Origin of the sequence: Psychrobacter cibarius (assembly GCF_016107535.1) — a bacterium.
Classification (GTDB): Bacteria; Pseudomonadota; Gammaproteobacteria; order Pseudomonadales; family Moraxellaceae; genus Psychrobacter; species Psychrobacter cibarius.
Genome location: NZ_JABASQ010000023.1, coordinates 23395 through 47789, shown reverse-complemented (window position 1 = coordinate 47789; position 24395 = coordinate 23395). Strand labels below are relative to the sequence as shown.

Annotated in this window: 16 protein-coding genes; 9 read left to right on the top strand and 7 right to left on the bottom strand. The window is 43.1% G+C overall.

The genetic code is table 11. The features are described from left to right. The first annotated feature begins 163 nt into the window (after positions 1-163). The 4 genes from JFC08_RS11565 (at position 164) to JFC08_RS11550 (ending at position 9140) form a co-directional block, all read left to right on the top strand. Positions 164-628: a hypothetical protein gene (locus JFC08_RS11565; RefSeq protein WP_198330797.1), complete on the top strand. Its 465-nt coding sequence runs from the start codon at positions 164-166 to the stop codon at positions 626-628. Between the two features lie 24 nt (positions 629-652). Further along, complete coding sequence (locus JFC08_RS11560; RefSeq protein ID WP_198330796.1) at positions 653-2716, top strand: DUF11 domain-containing protein; 2064 nt, start codon at positions 653-655, stop codon at positions 2714-2716. A gap of 150 nt (positions 2717-2866) precedes the next feature. After that, a complete protein-coding gene (locus JFC08_RS11555; RefSeq protein WP_198330795.1) occupies positions 2867-8200 on the top strand; it encodes an SdrD B-like domain-containing protein in 5334 nt (1777 codons plus the stop codon). A gap of 166 nt (positions 8201-8366) precedes the next feature. Further along, positions 8367-9140: a hypothetical protein gene (locus tag JFC08_RS11550; protein WP_198330794.1), complete on the top strand. Its 774-nt coding sequence runs from the start codon at positions 8367-8369 to the stop codon at positions 9138-9140. Positions 9141-9282: 142 nt separating this feature from the next. Here the strand turns inward: JFC08_RS11550 and JFC08_RS11545 are convergent, their stop codons facing one another. The 4 genes from JFC08_RS11545 to glpK form a co-directional block, all read right to left on the bottom strand. Beyond that, the gene (locus JFC08_RS11545) at positions 9283-9975 is read right to left on the bottom strand and encodes a TetR/AcrR family transcriptional regulator (RefSeq protein WP_055124242.1); all 693 of its coding nucleotides are present in this window, start codon (positions 9973-9975) and stop codon (positions 9283-9285) included. A gap of 238 nt (positions 9976-10213) precedes the next feature. Next, positions 10214-11242, bottom strand: a complete 1029-nt coding sequence (locus JFC08_RS11540) for an endonuclease/exonuclease/phosphatase family protein (protein WP_198330793.1) — start codon at positions 11240-11242, stop codon at positions 10214-10216. A gap of 248 nt (positions 11243-11490) precedes the next feature. Beyond that, a complete protein-coding gene (locus tag JFC08_RS11535; RefSeq protein ID WP_045446919.1) occupies positions 11491-12003 on the bottom strand; it encodes a hypothetical protein in 513 nt (170 codons plus the stop codon). A 266-nt stretch (positions 12004-12269) separates the two neighbouring features. After that, positions 12270-13862 (bottom strand): glycerol kinase GlpK, encoded by a 1593-nt coding sequence (gene glpK / locus JFC08_RS11530; RefSeq protein ID WP_198330792.1) that lies wholly within the window; start codon positions 13860-13862, stop codon positions 12270-12272. A gap of 613 nt (positions 13863-14475) precedes the next feature. Here glpK and JFC08_RS11525 point away from each other — a divergent pair. From JFC08_RS11525 to JFC08_RS11505, 5 genes are all read left to right on the top strand, one after another. Continuing rightward, complete coding sequence (locus JFC08_RS11525) at positions 14476-16185, top strand: TolC family protein (RefSeq protein WP_198330791.1); 1710 nt, start codon at positions 14476-14478, stop codon at positions 16183-16185. A gap of 210 nt (positions 16186-16395) precedes the next feature. Beyond that, on the top strand, positions 16396-17262 hold the full coding sequence (locus tag JFC08_RS11520; RefSeq protein ID WP_198330790.1) for a YihY/virulence factor BrkB family protein: 867 nt from the start codon (positions 16396-16398) through the stop codon (positions 17260-17262). A gap of 48 nt (positions 17263-17310) precedes the next feature. Next, on the top strand, positions 17311-18495 hold the full coding sequence (locus JFC08_RS11515; protein WP_198330789.1) for an HlyD family secretion protein: 1185 nt from the start codon (positions 17311-17313) through the stop codon (positions 18493-18495). 3 nt (positions 18496-18498) lie between these two features. Further along, entirely contained in the window at positions 18499-19836 is a 1338-nt protein-coding gene (locus tag JFC08_RS11510; protein ID WP_198330788.1) for an ABC transporter permease, read from the top strand. Further along, a complete protein-coding gene (locus JFC08_RS11505; RefSeq protein WP_198330787.1) occupies positions 19836-21038 on the top strand; it encodes an ABC transporter permease in 1203 nt (400 codons plus the stop codon). Before JFC08_RS11510 ends, JFC08_RS11505 begins: the two co-directional genes overlap by 1 nt. Positions 21039-21167: 129 nt before the next feature. Here JFC08_RS11505 and sthA read toward each other — a convergent pair whose 3' ends face one another. The 3 genes from sthA to ppsR all read right to left on the bottom strand — a co-directional run bounded on the left by sthA (position 21168) and on the right by ppsR (position 24339). Further along, a complete protein-coding gene (gene sthA, locus JFC08_RS11500; protein ID WP_045452107.1) occupies positions 21168-22817 on the bottom strand; it encodes a Si-specific NAD(P)(+) transhydrogenase in 1650 nt (549 codons plus the stop codon). 81 nt (positions 22818-22898) lie between these two features. Then, the gene (locus JFC08_RS11495; protein WP_045446913.1) at positions 22899-23303 is read right to left on the bottom strand and encodes a DUF4377 domain-containing protein; all 405 of its coding nucleotides are present in this window, start codon (positions 23301-23303) and stop codon (positions 22899-22901) included. 139 nt (positions 23304-23442) lie between these two features. Beyond that, complete coding sequence (gene ppsR / locus JFC08_RS11490; RefSeq protein WP_045446910.1) at positions 23443-24339, bottom strand: posphoenolpyruvate synthetase regulatory kinase/phosphorylase PpsR; 897 nt, start codon at positions 24337-24339, stop codon at positions 23443-23445. Positions 24340-24395 lie beyond the last annotated feature (56 nt).

Here is a 24395-nt window from a genome sequence, read left to right as displayed (position 1 = left end):
TTCATTGTCGTATTCTCTCAGAATATTAGGTCTCCGACAATCCCGGGGCGGTTCAATTCTAACTTTATCAGCATCTCTTATTCATAGTTGATTGCAGTTTTTATATTGCATGGGACGAAGTCAAGATTGACTTGATAATAATGGTTTAAGCAAGGAATACGATATGAAAGGTTTTAATTTTTTACGCAGTGCCATATTAGCAAGCTTAGCGTCGGTAATAGCACTAAGTGCTGCTCACGCCAATGATGCCTTAAAAATGGATTTAACAGCCAATCAAGTCATCAAAAACGCCGAAGGTAAGGTCTCTTATCTACCAGTTCGTAATGCTCCAGCAGGTACGGTCATTCAATACAAAGCAACCTATAGCAATATTATTAACAAAGATATCCAAGATCTGGCGGTCGTATTGCCTATCCCTGCCAATATGGCTTTCACTGGTGACGCTAATCCTACCAGTGCTCAAGCCAGTATCGATGGCAAGAACTATGCCGATATGCCACTGATGCGTAAAGTCAATGGCAAAATGGTCAAAATTCCGTTTTCTGAGTACCGTACCCTGCGCTGGAATATCAAGTTATTACCAGCACAGAAGTCTGCCGCCGTGGCGCTTAATACAATCGTAGAATAATCACCCTTTTAGGAGAATGACCGTATGAAACCAAATTTATTTAATTACTCAGTATTAACCGTTGGAATTATAGCTGCTATGGGCGTGACTACTGCTACTAACGCTGCTACACCGACTGGTACTGGCAGTGATATTACAGTTGATGTTACTAACCAAGCAACAGCTACTTATTTTGTTGGTACTAATACGGCTGATAAGCAGAGTGCAACATCGAATACCGTTACTGTTAAAGTAAATGAGCTAAGTTCATTTGAACTATTAACTGATAACACAAATAAGATTATCAATCCACAAGCTAACCAAAATGTAAAGTTCAATCATACGCTACAGAACAAAGGTAATGTCACTGATGAATACACCATTGATATCGCTAACGTGACTAACGGGGCTGGTACAGGACAAGACGATTTTGATTATAGCGGTTACGTTATAACCTATACTACAAATTTAAACGCTACCTCTAAGACAATTGCTAATGGCGGTAAAATCACTTTAGCGCCTAATGAAATTGCTACTATCAACATAGTTGCAACTTCTAACAGCAAACGTAAAGTTGGTGATGATGGCATCCTAACAGTTACTGCATCTAGTGCTTATTTGAAAACTAAGAATCCAGGTACTGGTACTGAAGCGACTTATACGGCTATAAATACTGACAACGCCATTACCAAGACACCTATCTACGCCATTACTAAGTCTGCAAATACTAATCTCGACAATAATATCTTCGATACTGCCAATACAAGCGCTTATATCGACTATACCATTATTGTCAAAAACGAAGGTAATGCTGATGCCAAAGCCTTTAATATCGTAGACGCGTTACCTACTGGATTGATAGTCCTTACTACAACTGCACCTACTTCCGTTGTCACTGGCTCTACTTCTGGTACTGCCTCTACTGCTGTTACGCCTACTTTCACCGGCAGCAATAACAACAAGATAGTTAATGTTATCGGTCAAAACTTGAAGCAAGGTGAGACGATCACAATTACTTTCCGTGCTATCAAAGATTCTAGTGTTACAACAGCTAGTGGTGCAGATTTAGTCAATTACGCTCAAGTAAATGACGACACTCTTAACGATACTGGGATAACTAATGCTGATTTAGTAGATAGATCAGATGACAAAGGTACTGAAAATAATTACGAAGATACGAAGTTACCTGTAGATAAAGATGGTAAGGATGATAACACTGACGCTACTGTTTCTACCCGTAACCAAGTACGTAATATCACCATTTCTGATGATCTTAAAAAAGAAGTAGCGTTAGTTAGTACTGGTAATATATATCAATACACCATTAAAAACGAAGGTACTGATGTTACAGAAGCAGATGCCCTTGGTGAAGTACTATTTTCAGTTAACCCAACCACCCCTATTGCTGCAGTCGATATCGTTCGAGTATTCGTAGATGGTGGCAAGAGCGGCACCAAAGACGGTGTATACAATGTAGACGATGATATTTTATTAGATCCTACAGTATCTAACGGAAATCAATATGATCTGAACAAGGCAGTGATTGTTGGGCTAGCACCTAATGCAGAAGTTATCATTAGTGTAGAAGTTAGCAGTAACGGTGTAAGTAGTAATGTTAATGGCGCGACTACTAACATTGATACTTCTGAAGTGATGACTATCACTGTATTACCACAAACCACTGTAGACGGAACAGCAGCCCCTTCTAATAAAAACACTACCTCTACTACGACATTAAGAGGCCTAAACCTACTTAAGTCTCAAGTTATTGCTGCTTGTACAGGCGTTACGGCAAATTCACTTACCTATATAAGCACTGAGCTTAGTGGTAAGCCTGGACAATGTATCTACTACAAAATCACTGCTAAAAATACTTTTACTGAGACCAACAAAACGCTAAATACTGTTGTTGTGACCGATATCTTTGATACCAAAAAAGTTGCGTACAACACCACTAGCTTTTCGTCTGTAACAGATAATGGCTCAGCTGTTGCTAATGGCAATTATGCATCACCAACGCTCACTGGTACATTTAGTAGTCTAAAGCCTTCAGAAACAGGAACGGTTTATTTCTCAACTAAAGTTCTTGAAACTGGTGCGGCTAAATAACCTCAATATTTACATGATATATCTCGTGTCAATTTCTATAAGAGTCAAATACTTATAGATCTCCTCTAGCTTGAATTAATCACTTTTCATTATTCAAGCTAGAGAATCTCTACACTTACCCTCACTGATATTTTATTGGATAAGCGACATATGACTCTATCTACCATGACACCGTCTAATCGTACTGCATTGTGTTCAGCAAAGATCTCTGCGCTGTCATTGGCAATGTTGCTTATGCAATCAAATATCGCGATTGCAGCTGATGCAGCAAACCCTAATCTGCAAATCATCAACAATATTGCAAATGCTAGCTATAACGTCAATAACCAGACTGACGTCACAATATCTAGCACCTCAAACCAAGTACAAGTCAAAGCCTCAGACCTTCCTGAATACGGTATTGAACTCACTCAACAGCCGTTACTCACCGTTATGCCTAACGCCTTGGTTAACTGGGTAAACGTCCTAAGCAATACCAGCTATAGCAACCAGACTGTTGAGCTAACATTAGCTGTATCTCCAACGCTCTCAAACTTAAAAGTCTATCAAGATCTAAATAAAAACGGCGTCGTTGATAATGGTGATACTGAAGTTATTTTCGATAATTTAAGCGCACAAATCAAACTTGGACACAGTGAAAGTATCCAGTTTATCGTGCAAGCTTTATCAGATGCTAACGGCAAAAGTGGCGATACTGCAGATATTAAAATTGGCGCTGTCGTTTTAGAGGACCCATCCGTATCGAGTGTCAACGCGATTGATAGACTGATCATCGTTGAGCCTGAAATCAAATTTACAACGCCTAAGTTTGACGAAAACAAAACCACCTCGCAAATCGATGACAACGTCTATATCGATGCCAGCTATGCGCAGTGTAACGTTCAACTAGATAAGCCAGATCAAGTATGGGTCACGATTACCTCTTTGTTGACGGGTGACAAATACGCATTGAAAGCGATTGAGACGGGCAATAGTACTGGTAAATATCAGCTATCAGCACCAACACAAAACAATGCCAATGCTATCAATGACAAATTTATTCAGACTCTAGCAAATGACACGTTGACTGCGAGTCTAGACGCCTGTATCGCGCCTTCTGTCGGCACTGGCGCTGAGCAGCTACCAAGCGAAGGTGACTTCACCGTACGTATAGATGACTTAAATACACAAATCAATATCGTCGATGATAGCCCAAGCTTAGTCGTCACCAAAGAAAGCGACGTTAAAAGCGCTGAATTTGGTGATTATGTTAGTTACACCATCAATATCACCAATAGTGGCAACTCTACCGCTTACGATGTACAACTAAAAGACGCCCTACCACGTGGTTTTGCTTATGTAGATGGTAGTGTACGTATCAACCAAACTGCTGATATCAATATCGACCAAGCGCAAACCACTGAGTTTAAAGCTGATGGTAAATATCAGGTGCTAAATTTAGGTAATATGGCAAATGGCGACAGTAAAAAAATTACTTACCGTGTCTTAATCGGTTCCTCATCATTGGGCGGTGATGGCATCAACCGCGCGACTGCCGTTGCTAGCAATGAGCAAGGTAAAAGCTTAGTTTCAAGAGAAGCACAGTGGAAGATTGAAGTAGAGCGCGGCGTCATGAATACTGATGGCATCATCATCGGTAAGGTCTACCACGATATCAACCGTGATGGCATTCAACAAAAAGAAGATGGCGAACTTGGCGTTGCAGGCGTGCGTATCTACATGGAAAACGGTAACTTTGTCGTGACTGATCCTGAAGGTAAATATAACTTTTATGGTGTCAGTGCCAAAACTCACGTCTTAAAAGTTGACCGCACCACCATCCCTCACTCAACCGAGATGGTCACCCAAAGTAATCGCAATGCGGGCGATGCTGGCAGCCGTTTCGTTGATTTAAAATATGGCGAATTACATCGTGCCGATTTCGGTATCGTGGTCGGTATGGGCGATAGCACTGAGCGTTTGAATACAGAGCTTGTCGCTCGTAGCAAATCAGTAAGCGCTAAGAATGATAGCCTTGAGCAAGCAGTAAAAACCGAGCTAACCCTAGATCCTGACTACAATCGTGACTACGATGATAATGTAGACGCCAGTGGCTGCAACATCAATGGCGACTTAGATCTGGGCAGCAACTGTGACTCTGCTATCGTCAATGAGATGATCAATCCAGCCGCCAATCGTGTTGATATGACCGTCACTACGGTAGCACCGCCAGTAGAAAAAGAGCTGGAAGAATATCTCAAAGAAGTGGCTAACAATGACGTGGCTTTTATCAATTTAAACGAAGGTCAACAGCTCAGCACTTATAAACAAATGGTACAGGTGCAAGCGCCACTAGGTTCAATATTTACACTATATGCCAATGGAAAAGCAGTATCAGAACAACAAATCGGCAAAACAGCTGAGCAAGAAAAACAGAATGTGACTGCCTTTGATTACTATGCCGTCGACTTAAAGCGTGGCAACAATATCTTGCGCGGTGTCGCTACTGACGTGAATGGCAAAATTATCTCTGAGCAAACCATTAAAGTATCAACGCCAGACAACTTACAAGCCATTGACTATCGCACTCAAGCGCAGCTAGTACCGGCAGATGGCGTTAGCGATTATCAAGTCGTTATTAGCCTAAAAGACCGTGATGGCCGTCCTTATATCGCCTCAACACCTATCACTATCGATACCAATATCGGCCGTATCAATCTTAATGACAGCAGTAAAGATCAAGCTGGTACGCAAGTTATTGTCTCAGGTGGTGAGCTACTCATACCCGTGACTGCACCGAGTGTACCGGGTAAAGGTGAGTTGGTCATCGACACTGGTAGCAGTAAACAGATTATCCCGTTACAATTTACCGCGCAATTACGTCCTCTCATTGCCGTCGGCATCGTCGAAGGCGCGATCTCACTTAAAGACTTTGATGGCAGCAGCATTACTGACGCCCAAGGCGCTTTTGAGCAAGAGCTCAATGATTTCGCTGGTAACGATGACTATACCGCTTCTGGTCGCGCCGCGATGTTTCTTAAAGGCAAAGTACGTGGCGATTATCTGCTCACTTTGGCTTATGACAGCGACAAAAAAGGCGAGCGTCTGTTCCGTGATATCGAGCCTGGTGAATACTATCCTGTCTATGGTGATTCATCAGCCAAGGGCTTTGATGCGCAATCTACCAGCAAACTCTATGTGCGCTTGGACAAGGGCCGCTCATTTGCTATGTATGGCGACTTAAAAACTCAAATCGATAACGATGAAGGTATTAAATTAGGTCAATATAACCGTACGTTGACTGGCCTAAAAGCCCAGTATGAAGATAGCAATACTCGCATTACCGCCTTTGTCGCGGAGACGAGTACCAGCCAGCGCGTCAATGAGACTCGTGGTCTTGGTATCTCAGGCCCTTATCCATTGGCTGAAAACTTTGATGCCGTATTAGAAAACTCAGAAACTGTCGAAGTGATCACTCGTGACGCCAACAATCCAGGCTTGATCATTAGCCGTGAGACCCTTACCCGCTTTGCTGATTATGAAATTGACCCTATCAGTCGCAGCTTATTTTTAAAAGCCCCTATCGCTAGCCAAGACATCGATGGCAACCCTATTTATCTACGAGTCACTGTAGAAGTAGATGAAGGCGGCGAAAAATACTTGGTCGGTGGCATTGCTGCCAAGCAGCAGTTGACTGATAAAGTCGCCATCGGTGGTAGCTATGTCAACAGTGCTGATCCTCTTAACAAAGAAGAGCTGGCTAGCGTCAACAGCGTTATCAAGTTTAACGATAAGCTAAAACTGGTCGCTGAATACGCGATGAATAAAGCTGAGAATCCAAATTTTCAGCCAAGCAATCAAATCAATGCGACAGAATTAGACGGTCAGGACGCAGAAGGTAATGCCTTGCGTATCGAGCTTGACTTTGATAACAAGAAAAACACTCGTGCCAAAGCTTATTATAACGATACTGACGAAGGTTTCGTGACTGGTGCCTCGCCGCAGACTGCTGGGCGCGCTGAATCGGGCGTCGAAGTCACTCATTTAATTAATGATAAAAAGACCGCGCTAAAACTAGAAGGCGTGCGCACTAAAGATCATACCACTGATGCTAGCCGCCAAGGTGTCTTAGCCAGTATTGAACAGCGTTTGAGCACCAACATCGTTGGCGAGATTGGCTTACGTTATTATAAGCAAGATGCGACAGCGGCTTCACGCAATATCCAAGCGGTAACAGACGTCGTAGATGTGACTGATAACACTATCTTTAATGACGATATTATCAATCAATCAGCGCTAAATAATGTCAGTGATTCTGAAAAAGATATTGAAGGTACTACCGCCCGCGCTCGTATCACGGCACGGTTACCCAAGCTCAATGACTCTTTAGTATTTGCAGAATATGAGCAAGATATTGATAACAGTAATCGTAATGCCACCTCCATCGGAGGCGAGACGCCGCTAGGTGGTTTAGGTCGCCTATACGCCCGTCATGACTTGATCAACAGTCTATCTGGTAGCTATGGTCTTGATGATACTGAAGAACGCCAGCGTACCGTATTTGGTTTTGACGCCAACTACATGACAGACGGCAAAGTCTATAGCGAATACCGCATGCGCGATGCTATCAGTGCCCGCGAAGCTGAAGCGGCCATTGGGCTTAAGAACAAATGGTATGTCCAGCAAGGTTTAACCATCAATACTTTATTTGAGCGTGTTGAATCATTAGAGGGCGATACCGAGAACACCGCAACGGCAGCTGGCATTGGTGTAGAGTATCTTGCGAAAGAAGATTATAAAGCCTCGGCGCGTTTTGAGAAGCGTTGGGGTGAGACCAGTGACACATTGCTAGGTAGCGCTGGTATTGCTTATCGCTATACTGATGATGTGACTCTGTTGGCCAAAGACATCTACTCACGCGTCGATTATGACGATGGCAATCGCACGATTAATCGTTTCCAGCTAGGAGCTGCCTATCGTGATTATGATAGCAATCAGTTAGACATGTTAGCCAAGCTTGAGTATCGCTTAGATGATAACAGTACGGGCGATGACGCCTATCAAAAAGACGCCGTTATTTGGTCATTGAGTGGTAACTATCATCCAACGCGTCCGTTGACGTTATCAGGCCGTTACGCGGGTAAATATACTCAGTTTGATGCTGATAATATCAGTAGCGACAATACAGCCCATGCGCTTTATGCTCGTGGTCTATATGACATCAGTGAGCGCTGGGATGTGGGCTTGCAAGCAGGCACTTATTGGAACAAACAAGCAGATGATATGTCTTATATGCTGGGTGCGGAAGTAGGCTATAGCCCGATGACCAATCTTTGGTTGTCACTAGGTTATAACTTCATGGGCTTTGAGGATGAAGACATCGCTTATGACGATAGCACTATGGAAGGCGCTTACTTTAGATTACGTTTCAAGTTTGACGAAGACCTATTCAAACGTGATGATCCACGTAAGAACCAGCGTTTGACGACTCACTCTACATTGTAATTTATCCCCATTGTCGTGTTATCATCTGACGACAATGCGGGCGTTATCGCGCTGTTCATCATATTATATGACAGATATATTTTAATAAGCGATGAGATCAGCGCCAAAAACCGCAAGTACCAACACCAATATTGATACTGCTCCGCTTAATATGAGGTTTTGCATCATGCCTAATCCTGCCGACAAAGCAGCCCATTATAAACAGCCTATAAAGGCTTTATTATCAACCGTTTTCTTCCTAACAATGACCTCGGTTGCATCGGCGAGTCATCATACTCCTGAAGTGGCAGTAACCCATGACGCTACTCACTGTGCCAATGATGTCCAAACTCAGTCTCACCACCCAAAATACCAAAGTACGCGCCAACGTGCTATGAACTGTATGTTGACAGAGTTACAACCATATCAACAAAAAAATATGAGCGCACGTCAACAATACTTTGCCTATAAAGCTCAGGCCTGGCTTAACTACGCTATCCATCAAGATAGCATGAATAGTCGTTCACCTGCTGGACAGCAAGCAGCACAGGCAGCAGAGACGATTTTGACTACCTTAAAAAATGGCAAGGAACAAGATCTCAACCTTATTCAAGACATACCATCAAACTCTGCTCTCATGCGCCCCGATCTATGGGCAACCTTAAGCGCGCTAAAAGATAGCGGTGGTATCGAGTCAGCACCACGAGAGATAGCTTTCAGCGAGGTCGCTTTAATTTGGGCTGATACGAACCAATGCGAGCGCGGCTGGCGGGAATCAGGCATCCATTTTCGCATGGCAGATCGTTGGCTTGAACAAGCCCGCGAAGCATACGTCAATACCCATGATTCACAGACCAACGTCGCTTTGGAAGAGCTGATCGTCAGCTATTATAAGCAATATGAGACATTAGATGCGAGTGCTGATAGTTGCCGTGGGCAAGTATTGACGCCTATCCGTTAAGTCCATTATTATCACTGCTCAGCAAGGCAGTAAATACAAAAAAGCCGACATATTATGTCGGCTTTTTTTGTATTTACTTAGCAGACATTAGAGCATGTTAATCACACTCTAATGTCTATGCATCATCTAAATAGCGAAAAAACTAGCGATTCTTACGCGGTAGCTTTTCTGGTAGATAGCAACGCAAATAAGCGATAAATGCAGTGTTTGCTTCTTGGATATATTCATTGGTAATGCTTTGATGACGACGATAAGACAATGTGAATATCGCATTAATAATGCTATAAGCAATCAATAGCGTGTCTTGAATATCGTGGAAACTCGGCATCTCATAGCGCTCTGATAAACGCTTATAAACCAAATCGACGATTTGATGATCGATATCTTCACCAAAACTATCACCTTCAAAATCAGGCGTGTTCGTGTCATAAATGAGCTTGGCTTTGGTTTCGTCGTTATGGAATATCGTCACACAATTATCAATAAGCGCCGTCAAATAGCCCTGCCATCTGTCATAATTACCAATATCGACTGTTTCTACTATTTCTAATATTTCGATAGCATTCAAAAAACGCAATGCTAAAAATATTGCTTCTATGTTAGGAAAAAAGTGATAAGCAGAAGCTCTTGGAATGCCTGCTTCTTCACATACAGCTGCCAAAGTAATGTCATTGATAGGTTGTGTTTCACTTAACTTCTTGGCACCAGCCAAAAGTTTTTGACGGCGCGCACGGCCTTGTTGGCTGGTAAACTTAAACTTATTCGGGACCAGTTTTTTTGCCAGTTCCGAATCTACCAACACATCTTCAATCTTTTCGTCTTTATTTTCGCTCATCATAAGTCTCTTAATGTTACACCCTATTTTATAAATATAATCTTCAATAGATAGTATTCGCCCTAAATTGAAGAATTACATCCTATTAGCTAATAATGTAGCACTGATATTAGCGCTACTATGTCTAATGGAGAGGCATCATAAACGCTTGTACACTATCAAGCAAGGGAGATAAATGGGTTAAAAATTAATGTATAGGTCAATCATTTAATAGCGTTAACCACGTAATGTAAAAAATTTAATCATTGAGTTTAATTTTCGCTCTTATAATACCATGATCGATGACCCTATCTGCATAGTCCCACTTTAAATGGTCATTGAAATAGTCTACTCTTTCAACCTGACCCAGTGAAAACTTGCTATCAGGAAGAAACTCTTCTGAAACAAATAATTGATCAATCACTTCTGGCATACCTTGATATATATGGGTATATGCCACATCTTTCATCCAACCATAGCGTGCTTGGATACGGGCAGCATCGAATAATGCAACATCGCGCATGCCTTTGTCATAATTAACTTCACCAGTCTCAGCCATCAATTGGGTGGTGACGCTACCGGTGACATCATTCATATCGCCTAACAAAATCAATGGCTCACGAGTATGACGTAAGCGCTCTATAATAGACATGCGAATAGAAGCTGCTTCTGCGGCGCGCATACATAAGCTACGGAGCTTGGCACGGACTCGAATATTTGGATCGTCCATGTCTTCTAACAAATTGCCACTTTCATCACGCAAGAAAAATGCCCGTTTGCTTTTTAGATGCGCCGTAATAATCGTTATCGGTTGACCAAAGGCATCGACCCGCACTACCAATGGTGGACGATTAAAGCGCTGGTAAGGACCAATATCAGGGATATCAATCACCGCTTTTGGTGCAATATCTTCAAGCAAGCGGCTTTCTAATTGCTCAAAACGGCTAATAATACCAACGGCAGGAGTGTTTTGTGCCCCTTTGCCATGGGTATAAGGGCTTGAACGGTCGTTACTTGCCAACGGAACAACAACATGCTCGGGCTTAAATCCCAACGACACCGCCAACGCTTCAAGCGCATTACTATCCCAGACTTCTTGTACCGCAATAATATCAGCATGTGCTTTTGCTAATAAATCGGTGATGCCGCTTAGCTTGTGCTCGTATTCATCGTTACTGTAAGCTGGCGCATTGTCATAATAAATTCGGTTAGGGTTGGCAAAATTGAGCAAGTTGGCAGTGGCAATATAAAATTGTCTGGCGCTTTTAGCTTCCGCATTATTGTTCATAGATTACCTATTATTTTTATTCTAGAATATTGCTTCCAAAGATGATTGGCTGTTTAATATATTCATACTTAGTAATATACAGCAAAAAAGCCTCCAAAGAAATCTTTGAAGACTTTAAAATAGCATAAATTGAAAGTATTTAGTCTATTAGCAGACCCAAGTCTACAATCAGACTAAGCCCAGTGATAAGGTAGTAAGCTTATATACTGTCTACTTACTTAAATCAAATGTGCTGTTAGTTTCGCTTATTACGATACACGATTCCATGCGTCATACGATGCTTTGCGTGCTTCTTCCCACTCCATGCGTGATTCACCTTTTACTTCATGCCATGAGCGCTCTAATTCAGCTTCATGGTCTTCAAAACGTGCATCCGCAGGATAACGAGCACGGTTGGCGTACCCTACTGCATAAGCTGGATGTAGATCACGGTCGAAGTCATAACCTTCTTTGTAATAATCAACATTTGCATATTCTGCACGCCAGTAAGCTTCTTCACGTGTTGGATCAATCGCTTCTGCTGCTGCATGTCCTGCACCGCCACCAACGATAGCACCAATCGCACCGCCAATGAGTGTGCCAAGTGGTCCTGCCATTGTACCGATTGCTGCACCCGCTGCTGCGCCGCCAAGACCACCAATAGCTGTGCCTACTGGATGCGAACCTGGCTCACCTGTGATGATATCAGCATTCAGATCCTGCTTAGCTTCTTTTGACATATGCTTTACTTCACTGCGATCAATACCGTCATAGTTACTCATAATTTTATCCTTAAATTAATTTGTTATATTTTAGATTTATTAAGTGCTAAAAATTAGCAGTCTTGTTTGATTCATGTGTTACTTGAGTCGCCTAAAGTATAGAAATTTATGGATAACAACAGATAGATAGGTTGTGTAAATTGTGTCCAGATTGCGATTGCCTTGCGTTACAGCCTGTATCTTTATAATGATTTTGTAGGACAGTGAAGCGTTTTAAGTAATTTTTCATTGAGTTGTTACAATATTTTAATGTGTCTGTTCAATACTTATAAGGATGTCAGTGCTCTATCGATGGCTCGTTGCCACTTATTAAGATGTTGTTGACGGATATCACTGGACATTTGGGGTTCAAAAACACGATCGACTTGCCATGATGCTTGCATCGTCCCTTCATCATATAGCCCCGTTTTTAAACCTGCGAGCAATGCTGCACCTTTGGCAGTAATTTCTGTATCTCTCGGACGCAGGACAGGCACATCGAGTAAATCAGCTTGAAACTGCATCAATAAGTCATTATTGGCCGCGCCGCCATCTACTCTTAGCTCAGTTAATGGATGAGGGCTGTCTTTTTGCATGGCAATGAGCACATCATAAGTTTGATAGGCAACCGCCTCTAACGCAGCACGAGCAATATGGGCTTTAGTTGTGCCGCGGCTCATACCAGTAATACTGGCGCTGATATCGGAGCGCCAATAGGGTGCTCCTAGCCCTGTGAATGCAGGCAGTAACACCACCTCTTCACTACTATCAACTTGGCGGGCTAAATCTTCGACTTCACTGCTTTGTTGAATCATACCCAGATTGTCCCGTAGCCATTGGACAATAGCACCTGCCATAAACACACTACCCTCCAAGGCATAAGTGACTTCCTTTCTGGGTGGCTGCAACATGCGTTTGCCTGACTGTACAATTTGATCGAACGATAAATTGTCTGGACGAGTCGGTGTGGATTTTCGTTGCCAAGCGATTGTCGTTAGTAGTTTATGCTCGCTCAGTTTGGGTTTTTGACCAATATTCATCAGCATAAAACACCCAGTACCATAAGTATTTTTAGCCATGCCAGCATCGAGGCAGCCTTGTCCAAAAAGTGCCGCTTGCTGATCGCCCAATACCGCTTGAATAGGAATTTGTTTGGCAAATAGTCCTTTTTTGGTTTTACCAAAGTCACCATCAGATGGTAGGACTTTAGGCAAAATACTCATAGGTATCGCAAAACGGGCGCACAGCTCTTCTGACCACTCAAGCTTGTGGATATCATATAATAAAGTACGGGAAGCATTGGTCACATCAATGACATGCTCGCCACCGGTTAGCTTATATATGAGCCAACTGTCTATAGTACCAACCGCTATTTCTCCTCTACTGGCTCGTACGCTCAATTTCGGATTGTGCTCTAATAACCAAGCGATTTTGCTGGCGCTAAAATATGGATCTAAACGTAGCCCTGTAATGCGTTGCACTTCGCTTGTCACATCATCATCGCTGCCATTCATCATGCTACTGGCACTCTCAGCTGCGAGTGTTTTACAGTAGCTCGCCGTACGGCGATCTTGCCAAATGATGGCAGGGGCTAAAGGTTTACCCGTTTGCTTATCCCACATGACAATAGATTCACGCTGATTGGTGATCGCGATACTGGTGACGTCGGTAGCAAGTAGCCCTGCTTGATTAATCACATCATGGGCACAGCTAATCTGCGTTTGCCAAATTTGTTGCGCGTCTTGCTCGACAAAGCCCGCTTTTGGGGTTTGTAAAGTGGTGGGCTGCTGTGCCATTTTTATCGGACGCGCACGATCATCGTACAATATCGCTCGACTCGATGTCGTCCCTTGATCCAAAGCCAAAATATATCCTGCCATTACTCACATCCTATTTTGTCGCATTCATTTTTTACAATTATATTTTATAGCCGAGTCTTTATTGATAGCACATACTTTTTGTGAGTAACGCTTATCACAATAGCCAGTTTTATTTACATTAGCACTGCGCCAATGAGCAATTGCTGACAGTTAAAATAAATGCTGTTCATTTTAATCTTACTCAATGCTATAAGGTGCTGAAATATAGCACACACCACTATTATGTATAGTTTATAAACTGCTTTGTAGTACAACAATCATCACTAACCATCATTATCGCTGACAGCTTTTAAAAGTGATCTAAAATCGATTTAAATGCTAATGACTTGATAAACCTTTTATTATTAATTAACAAATGATGTTATTATTTGTCTTAACACCCGACCTCTAACATAAAACCATGGCTTATTCAACGCACAGTAAGCAAATACTGAGCATTGACCCGTCACTATTGTGCCACTACAGTGTAGCGCTTGTTATCCATAACAAAATATTGACTTCTGTTAATGGTTGACCATATTGAACTGTTTGGACAGGGTTTGACCACAACAGTTGATACTTTTTTGCCTGACTCTAAAATACTTTGCATTCTAATTAATGGCTTATGTGACTTATGAAATTTGCTTTATCGACTCTGTCTACTGCGGTGATGACGATTACGTTCATGGGTTTAGCGGCGCCTGCTTTGGCAAGCGCTACTGATCATAATATCGAGTCACCGAATGAGGTCACAGCCGTTGCAGTGACGCAAATTATCGACGCTGACACTCAATACAGTACTCAAAGCAGCATTCAAGACAGCGCTCAAAACAACGCTCATAAAAATGAGATTCAAAATAAAAGGTCAACGATAGATACAGATATGGGTCAAGCCGAGCAAAAAACTGGCTTAACAACGCTTATCGATCCCATTACCCATAAAAGTATTGATAATAGCTATCCATTAGCAGTATCTAGCCTGTTAAGCCTTGAGCAAGCTCAAAATATTTTATTGCAAGTGTCACCGAAACTGGCCGCCAATCAAGCGGCGATTGCTGCTAGTGAATACCAAACAGATGCGCTCAAAACCTTAGACAATCCATTGGTGTTTGCCCAATTATCAGCCAACGCTTACAACTTAGACGCGGATCTTGACTTATCATCATTGAAAAACGGTATTGTTAATGACGTTAATAATGGTATCGATAATGTGATTCCGCCTATTCCACCGCTACCAGATTTGCCAAATTTTGGTGAATTGGTCGGTGAGCGTATCCCAGACTCTTATGAGTTAAAGCGCTCAGGCTCAACGGCTGGTGCAGGTCTGGGCGTGGTTTGGCCCATCTATACTGCTGGACGTACCAACGCTTTGACAGGTGCTTCCAATGCCCGTACCCAAGAAGCCGTCGCAGACAGTCTATTGGATAAAAACGAGCTTTATAACACCCTGATTGAGCGTTACTTTAAGGCACAGCTGGCCATCATTGCCGCTTATTTACGCGAAGATGCTTATGATACCTTGCAGCAGACTGACCATATGGCGCAGCGGCTTTTTGAAGAAGGTTTTATCTCGCGTGTTGATCGCTTAGAAGCACAATCTGCGCTTGCCGATGCAAAAAGTGAGTCCGTCAATGCCAATAACGATGCTCGTCTTGCGATGATGGCTTTACAGCGGCTATTGCGCACCGACTATCGTATCAAACCCACGACACCGTTATTTGTCTCTAGCCGTCCTTTACCCGATGTAAACTATTTTCAAAATTTATCACTCACCAATCACCCAGGTCTACAAAAAGTCGCCGCCAAACGCGCACAAGCTGAGCAGCTACATGCGCTATCAGATACTGGTCACAAGCCTACCGTTATGCTCTATGGCTACGGGCAAATTGAAAAAGACCCCAGTTGGGTAGCCGGTATATCAGCCAGCTGGAAGCTGTGGGGTGGTCTTGATAAAAATGCGTCACTCGCGTCGAGCAATGCCAAAATACGCCAAGCGGATCTGTCTGAAATCGAAGTCAGTGACAATTTATTATTACTGGTCGAAAAAAACTGGCACGATGTTAACAATGCCCAATCTCGTTATCAGGCATTACAAAGTAACGTAGATCTAGCCGCAGAAGTCTTACGTTTGCGCCAGTTGGGGCTACAAGAAGGTGTAAATACACCGATTGAGGTAGTCCAAGCACAAACGCAGTCGCTTAAAGCACGTACTGAACAAGCGCAAGCGGCAAACAGCTATGTACAATCGCTGGCCGCACTCATGCAAAGCTGTGGTACGCCTCTTGCCTTTAATGCCTATCTTAATGCTGCTGATATTCGATTACCGACTTTGTATACTGAGTAATGATTTAATTTGAAAATGATAGATAGTGTGGATAAGCGTTTATATAGTTGATTCGATTTGAAAGTATGACAAGGCAGCTGAGCGAAGAGGTATATTTGATACCTCAAGCGAGGTTAACGCCGCAATACTATTACAGTAGCCTGACCATACTAATTATCATGAAGCTGCCATTAACCATACTATTGCTAACTCTATTGCGAATACTGTTTTATGAAAAACCCGACTTCTAAATTAATAAGTAACTGGCTGCAGCCTTCATTAAAGACGTGGCGTATTGCGAACAACTCTAATGTTTGGGCACATTGCGCGAGCGTGGGATTTTTTGGTTTCTTATCAATTTTTCCAGTAATGGCGGTGTTTGTGCTGCTTTATGGTCTCGCGTTTTCACCAGCTGAGATGCAAGAGCAAATCTCGATTTTGCGTCCATTTATACCCGATACGGTGTATGAAGTCCTCAACTCACGCCTAAGCGCATTGGTCTCTAATACCACATCCACGCTCACGTTCAGTCTTGTCTTATCGACCCTACTCGCCCTTTATGCTGGCTCTAAAGGTGTTAAATCTTTAATTATTCTTATCAATCTTGCCTTTCATATCACTCAAGAGCGAAGCTTCATACAAGGTAACATTTTAGCAGTCAGCTTAACCTTTGGCGCGGTAGTAATCTTGATTATAGCGGTCTCTTCTATTGCTATTATTCCTGTAGGGGCAGCCTATTTCCCCTTCCCGCAAATAGCTAAAACGATTGCGCTTTGGAGCAGGTGGCCTATATTGGCTGGTATCATATTTTTGAGCTTTTTAAGCCTCTATCGCCTAGCCCCAAACCGTGACACCGTCGCGCTAAAAAAACTGGTGCCAGGAGCAGCTCTGGCGACCATTCTTTGGATTGTATTGTCTGTGCTATTTTCGATTTATGTGCAAAACTTTAATAACTATAGCGCTGAGTTTGGCGCGCTTTCAGCTGCCGTGGTCATTATGCTTTGGCTTTATTATTCAGCATTTATCGTCGCTTTTGGTGCGATTTTTAATTCTGAAGCCTTAGAAAGCGCCAAACCTTATGCTGTCAGAATGTACTAATAACATACCCTTTATCCTCAATTTTGCTGCTTTAGGAATCTCACTGTCATGACTGAATCTACCAACGAATCAGACGACTCGCGCAAGTTAAACGACTCAGAGCAATCTACCGACTCAGTCAATAACCATAACGATCAAGCAACTGATGCTGAAAATGAGCAAGAAGTACCTACTTATAAGCGCCATGCAGAAAAAGTGGATAAATCTGCCATGATAAAAAAGGCACTTCTGGCGCTATTGGTTCTGATTGTATTAGGTGTTATTGCCTATGGTCTATATAAAAGCAATCAGCATAGCGAACCTGAAGTCGTGACTTTGCAAGGGCAGATGCAGATGCAGCAAACCTCCATCGCTGCAAAAGTGCCGGGACGTATTGCCAAAATTCTGGTCACAGAAGGTGATGCAGTGACAGTCGGGCAACAGCTGATTGAAATGGACTCGCCTGAGATTAACGCAAAGATCAATCAGGCGCTGGCTGGCAAGCAAATGGCACAAAGTCAGTTAGATAAAGCCGAAAATGGCGCCCGTCCACAAGAGATTGCTCAAGCAAAAGCGGCGTGGCAAGCCAACAAAGCTGCTTCTGATTTGGCAGAGAACACTTACCAGCGTGTCAACCGCCTTTATGAAGAAGGTCTTATGGCACGGCAAAAACGCGATGAGGCATATGCGCAATATCTGGCCACTCAAGATCAAACTGAAGCGGCGCGCTTACAATACGACTTGGCAAAAGAAGGCGCACGCAGTGAAGATAAATCAGCGGCGACAGCACAAGTAGCACAAGTCGATGCCCAACTAGAAGAAGCACTGGTGGCAAAAGAAGAAGCCAATTTAAAAAGCCCTATTGCAGGCATTGTGGACAATGTCATTGTCAGCGCGGGTGAAGTCATCGGACAAGGCGTGCCTATCTTGACGTTGGTCAATACCGATGAGCAATGGGTCGTACTCAATGTCACCGAATCCTACTTAAACCAGTTTGCGATTGGTCAGCAATTTACTGGTACGATTCCTGCGCTGTCATCAGCAAATAAGCCTTATACCAAACAGTTCACCGTTTATGCTACGTCAACATTGTCTGACTTTGCCACTTGGCGGCCGACCAATAATGATGACGGCTTCGATGTACGTACCTTTGAAGTAAAGGCACGTCCGACGACTCCTGATGCACGTATTCGTTCAGGTATGAGCGTTATTGTACGCGTCAATCCAGCACTTACTAATGCAAGCCAAGAGTAAGCCATGCACCTGATGAAGTTAAGTAAGGCTTTTTTACGTAGTGCTGCCTATGAGCGACGGTTTTTGACCAAAAACCCGTGGGACTTTAGTATGGTGGTATGGATACCACTGGCAACCGTTTTACTGATTTGGTGGATATTTTCACAAACGCAGATTACGGATTTGCCCATTGGGGTGATAGACCAAGACAATAGCCCGATTGCCAATACCGCGGTACGCTATTTGGAAGCCAGCCCTACTCTAACGGTTAGACAGCTTTATTACTCAGAGGCTGAGGCAAAAGCGGCTATTTTGCAGCGTGATATTTACGCTATTGTCATTATCCCTGAAGATTTTTCTCGGCATATTTTATCTGGTAAGCCTGCTCCATTGATTTTACAAGTAAATGCTCAGTACGGCACACATTCGGGCATTATCCAGACCAGCGTTCAAGCAGTCGCTGGAACGTTATCGGCAGGCGTTGAGATACAGCGTTTAGTCAAACAAGGCATGGCACCGTCGCAAGCTGCGATTGCTTACTCGCCGATTGGTATACAGCGCATCAGCCTATTTAACGCAGCCACCGATTATCAGCAGTTTTTGGCTTCAACCGTCATACCCGCGCTGCTGCATATTTTAGCGATGGTGATCGGTGCAACGACGATTGGTCGCGAGCTGCGGGATAAACGACTCGGCCACTGGTATCGCTTTATCAGTACAGGTCATCCTGATTTGACGCGAATCACAAAAAACGAGTCAACATCAGGGCAAATATTAAATGCCGTAGAAAACAACCAATACTTGAGCAAAAACGATCAAATCTCTGTCTCTAGCCTTGCCAATGAAAATATGATGGAGAGTGCAAACGTTTTAGTATTATTGTTTGGTCTGTTAGGCAAATACTTTTGGCCGACATTGGCCTTTAGCATGTGGGCGATGTTGGCTCTATGGCTTGCCACGCCGCAAGAATCCATTGCCATGAGCTCAGTGCTTGCAACTTATGCTGGTTTGATATTATTAATAATGCTATCGTTTTGGCTGGGTGCTATCTTTACCTTAGGCTCATTTTCATTACGCATGGGCTTGTCTGCTACTGGTTTTATTTCAGCACCTTCTTATGCCTTTGCTGGTGTGACCTTCCCTTATATTGCTATCAGTGACAGTGCTCGGCATTGGTCAGATGCACTGCCACTCACTCACTATCTAAAACTACACATTGCACAATTACAGATGCAAGCGCCTGTTGCTGTGTCATTGCCGATCGTCTATGGTCTGGCTATTGCCACGACGATTGCGATGAGCTTGACTACTTTATTAACCAAACGCGCGCTGGCGCATCCTGAACGTTGGGGGGCGCGCTAATGTCATTACCACCAAAAGACCATTTATCTTCGACAACGTCAGATTCAACCAAGCAGTCTTCAACACCTAGTTTCTTCGGTAGTTTTTTACAGACCATTAAGGACATCTTTTCTGATAAAGGTGTGCTATTACTCTTACTGATTGCCCCTATTATTTATGGCTTTTTTTATCCTTGGCCGTATTCGACAGAAGTGGTCAACCATGTACCTGTTGGTATCATTGATAACGACAATAGTAATCTATCACGAACCATCGTTCGCTATGCGAGTGCCAGTCCGCAGTTAGACACACAGCTTTTTCTCAACGAGCAGCAGGCTAAAGAGGCCATGTGGTCAGATGAAATCGCTGGGTACATGGTCATTCCAAGTGGGCTTGAGCAGCAAGTACTATCAGGAAAAGCGGCAAGCGTCAGCGTATTGGGTAATGGCGGCTACTTTCTGTTAAATAAAAACGTACAGATGGGGTTTTTAAAAGCAGTCAGTACGGTATCAGCAGGGATTGAAGTCAAAAAAAATGTGGCACAAGGTGCTTATTCAGCAACAGCGGCTTCTAATACTCAAGCGGTGCCATTAGTAATTGTTCCTTTATACAATCAAACGGAAGGTTATGGCGCTTACGTGGTGCCAGCGGTCTCTATTCTAATTTTGCAACAAACCTTATTAATCGCCACAGCGATGCTGATTGGTACGTGGTATGAGCAGCGGCGATATGCGACGAGTATCCGTGGTTGGCTTGGGCGAATTGCTGCGCTCAGTATGTTTAGCTTCATTATTGGCTGCTTTTATTATGGCTGGACATTTGAGCTACACCACTATCCGCGTGGGCAAAACATGCTTGGTAGTTTACTGTTCCTTTTGTTATTTTGTCCAACCGTGGCGACACTTGGCTGTGTGCTTGGACTCTGGTTTCGCCAGCGCGAACGTAGTATGCAAATCCTAATTTTTAGCTCACTACCGATGTTTTTTGTCAGTGGTTATCCGTGGCCAGCAGATCAGCTGCCCACAGTTTTACAAATCATACGTTGGTTCGTACCCACGACACCGGGTATCAACACCTCCGTTCAGCTTAATCAAATGGGGGCTAGTATTTCCCAAGTTTCTACTGGGTTTTATGCACTAGCCGCCTTATGGGTGTTTTACTTTGCGCTACTTATGTGGGTGCGCTGGCATGACGCGAATAAAGCACTTAAAACAGTGTCCTAAAGCAAAAAACGATTGCATGTCATTAACGCCTGCCATCAATAAAAGCCAAATCGATGATCTTGAATCAAAAAAAGCGCCTGCTAACATAGCAGACGCTTTTTTATTTATAACGTTTTAAGATTCTATCACTTAAAAAACACGATTAAGACCATTTAGTGCCGCCACGCGATAGGCTTCTGCCATCGTTGGATAGTTAAAAGTAGTATTCACAAAGTACTCAAGTGTATTATTACTCTTACACTTCATCACGGCTTGTCCAATATGGATAATCTCTGATGCATGGTTACCGTAGCAATGGATTCCTAAAATCTCCAACGTATCACGATGGAACAAAATCTTTAGGACACCTGAGCGTTCACCAATGATTTGTGCTCGTGCCAAATGCTTAAAGAATGCTTGACCCACTTCGTATGGGACTTTTTCGTCGGTTAGCTCTTGCTCAGTTTTACCAATACAAGAAATCTCAGGAATCGTATAGATACCAGTTGGCACGCTTGACACTGGTTCCGCATCGCTATCACCAACCATAAAGGCCGCCGCACAGCGTCCTTGGTCATAAGCGGCAGAAGCCAAAGATGGCCAGCCAATCACATCGCCTGCCGCATAGATATTTTCGATTTCAGTACAATAGGTATCATCAACTTTTAATTGACCACGGCTGTTTGCTTTTAGACCAATCGCTTCTAAGTTTAAGCCTTCTGTGTTACCTGAGCGACCATTTGACCAAAGAATGGCATCAGATTTGATGCGCTTACCACTCTTTAGATGTAAGACGACATAATCGTCATGCGTTTCAAGATGATCAATCTCTTCGTTACTACGAATCAGTACGCCAAATTGTCTAAAGTCATGCGCGATAGCATCGCTAATCTCGCTATCGAGATAACTGAGCAATTGATTTTGGTTATTAATCAAATCAACCTTATAACCAAGACCCGTAAAGATAGAGGCATATTCACAACCAATCACGCCCGCACCATAGATGATAATTTTTTTGACCACATAATCCATTTGCAAAATTTTATCAGAATCAAAAACGCGCGGATGGTTAAAGTCTAAAATTTCAGGGCGATAAGGACGACTACCAACCGTTACGATGGCTTTATTAAAGGTAATGGTTTCAAAGACATTGTCATCGGTTTCAACACGCAAAGTATGAGCATCAATAAAACTTGCCCAACCTTGAATCACTTCAATGCGATTGCGTTCATAGAATCGTGTGTGCGTACTAACCTGATTGCGAATGACTTTTCGAGCATTGGCAAGCACTCTATTTAGAGGAACTTGCTTGTACTCCATCGCCTTGGTAAACATAGGATCACGGCGAAAGTTAATGAGGTTAAATACCGATTGGCGCAGTGCTTTACTTGGAATCGTACCCACATGAGTAGAGTTACCACCCACCTGATCACGTGGATCAATGACCACCACTTTTTTGCCAGATTTAGTCAGTTTCATAGCCGCCGCTTCGCCAGCAGGACCTGCTCCTAAAACGACCGCATCATATTCATACTCGTGGTTATCGCCTTTTAAGCGACGTGAATCTTTTGTATAACCAGACTTGATATCGATTCGCGTATCATCGAGCGGATTAATAAGATCAGGATGGTGCATGACATCATCAGTGACCTGCTCATGGGTTTGTTCAATATTTTGTTTTTTATTTTTGCCTTCAGTATGCTCAGGATTCGGTACGCGACCGCTTTCTTTATTCGATACTTCGGTATGAATGTCCTTACCAATATCATTGGTCGCGTCGCTTGGTTTTTTAGTTCCCATCGTGTCCTCTTTACATTTACTTATTTATTTGATTTTCAGACTGTGTATGAATCAATAATTGCTTGAGTCAAAACCACACGACTAAGGCGTGCCCACCATACGTTGTGACACAATATTTTGCAATGTCCAATGCCCAGTCGCACTTTTCTGGCCCTCATCAATCTGCGGACGCGCACTAATCACATATTCTGTGCCAAGGCTTGGTTTAAAGTCATCAATCCAATCATAAGGTACCTGAAACACACTGCCATCTTTGCTTGATTTGGCCAGTAAACATTGCATCGGTAATGCTGAGGCGCAGGCCACACGATTAGGCATAATTGTTAGCGTTTGCGCTTCACCCAATACAATGGTTGGGATATAACGTGGCTCAGGCACTGGCTCACGTGAAAAAGGTGACGTTTGGCAAGCACTCAGTAAACTGACCGCACTCAGCAAGCTGGCCAATAATAAAGGGGTCTTGCTAGACTTATAAGATGAACTCATAATATTCTCTATGTGATAATGAGATGGTATTAAATGATGGTTATTAATAGTGATGCTTTAAATACTGGTTCTTTTTGGAGCAATCGTTATTGCTAAATCGTTAACTGATTCAAGCAATTCATTGATAGCTTATACTTTATTAGCCGATACGGCGTTTGAGACCCGTCATCTGCAAGATGCGCGTAGCGATTTCTTCAACAGACATCTCAGAGACATCAAGGCTTGGAATACCATGCGTGATATAAATCCCTTGTATTGCCCGCTGCTCTTGCTGACATTGCTGATAGCTCGAATAACGACTGCCCGCACGGCGCTCTTGACGGATTTTCACCAAGCGATCGGTATCGATCAATAGACCAAACAGCTTGTCTTTGTGCTCGCGCAATGCTTTTGGTAATTGATTATCGTACAAGTCATCTTCGGTCAAAGGATAATTTGCTGCTCGAATACCGAACTGTAAGGCTAAGTATAAAGAAGTCGGTGTTTTGCCTGAACGCGATACGCCCACCAAAATAATATCGGCCGCATCGTAATGACGCGTACGCGCACCATCATCATTGTCTAAAGCGAAATGCACCGCGTCGATACGTTCTTTATAAGTCTCAGAATCCACATCGTCGTGTGCATGACCCGAATGTCCGTCAGGCTCCACACCCGTTTCTTCAGCGACGCGACCTATCAAACCCTCATACATATCCAAGTTACAGCTTTGGGCAGAATTTATCTTTTCACGAATATCAGGGTTAACAATCGTATCAAAGACCAATGGCAACAAACCATCTCGTTGATACGCCATGTTGATTTGCTCAACGGCGTCTTCTGCACGCTCTAAGCTATCGACATATGGCAACACTCGTGTTTCAAAAGGTACTGAAGCAAACTGACTCAAGATAGCGCGGCCAAGCGTCTCCGCCGTAATCGCTGTGCCATCTGAGATAAAAAACGCGGTTCGAACGGCTTGAGAGCTGTCTAAGTTTAATGCGTTGCGATTTTGAATAGTGGGATTCAGTTGTTCAGCTGGATTACTTGAGTACATAACGTTGGCACCTCGATTAAAAACACAATGGTAATCTTCATTTGGCTTTTATTTTT

Bases quoted from the DNA above. Each gene is read 5' to 3' on its own strand.
- glpK (WP_198330792.1), bottom strand. From the start codon at position 13,862: ATGGCAGGATATATTTTGGCTTTGGATCAAGGGACGACATCGAGTCGA.
- JFC08_RS11540 (WP_198330793.1), bottom strand. From the start codon at position 11,242: ATGAACAATAATGCGGAAGCTAAAAGCGCCAGACAATTTTATATTGCC.
- JFC08_RS11525 (WP_198330791.1), top strand. From the start codon at position 14,476: ATGAAATTTGCTTTATCGACTCTGTCTACTGCGGTGATGACGATTACG.
- JFC08_RS11550 (WP_198330794.1), top strand. From the start codon at position 8,367: ATGCCTAATCCTGCCGACAAAGCAGCCCATTATAAACAGCCTATAAAG.
- JFC08_RS11505 (WP_198330787.1), top strand. From the start codon at position 19,836: ATGTCATTACCACCAAAAGACCATTTATCTTCGACAACGTCAGATTCA.
- JFC08_RS11535 (WP_045446919.1), bottom strand. From the start codon at position 12,003: ATGAGTAACTATGACGGTATTGATCGCAGTGAAGTAAAGCATATGTCA.
- JFC08_RS11520 (WP_198330790.1), top strand. From the start codon at position 16,396: ATGAAAAACCCGACTTCTAAATTAATAAGTAACTGGCTGCAGCCTTCA.
- JFC08_RS11555 (WP_198330795.1), top strand. From the start codon at position 2,867: ATGACTCTATCTACCATGACACCGTCTAATCGTACTGCATTGTGTTCA.
- JFC08_RS11515 (WP_198330789.1), top strand. From the start codon at position 17,311: ATGACTGAATCTACCAACGAATCAGACGACTCGCGCAAGTTAAACGAC.
- sthA (WP_045452107.1), bottom strand. From the start codon at position 22,817: ATGGGAACTAAAAAACCAAGCGACGCGACCAATGATATTGGTAAGGAC.
- JFC08_RS11495 (WP_045446913.1), bottom strand. From the start codon at position 23,303: ATGAGTTCATCTTATAAGTCTAGCAAGACCCCTTTATTATTGGCCAGC.
- ppsR (WP_045446910.1), bottom strand. From the start codon at position 24,339: ATGTACTCAAGTAATCCAGCTGAACAACTGAATCCCACTATTCAAAAT.
- JFC08_RS11545 (WP_055124242.1), bottom strand. From the start codon at position 9,975: ATGAGCGAAAATAAAGACGAAAAGATTGAAGATGTGTTGGTAGATTCG.
- JFC08_RS11560 (WP_198330796.1), top strand. From the start codon at position 653: ATGAAACCAAATTTATTTAATTACTCAGTATTAACCGTTGGAATTATA.
- JFC08_RS11510 (WP_198330788.1), top strand. From the start codon at position 18,499: ATGCACCTGATGAAGTTAAGTAAGGCTTTTTTACGTAGTGCTGCCTAT.
- JFC08_RS11565 (WP_198330797.1), top strand. From the start codon at position 164: ATGAAAGGTTTTAATTTTTTACGCAGTGCCATATTAGCAAGCTTAGCG.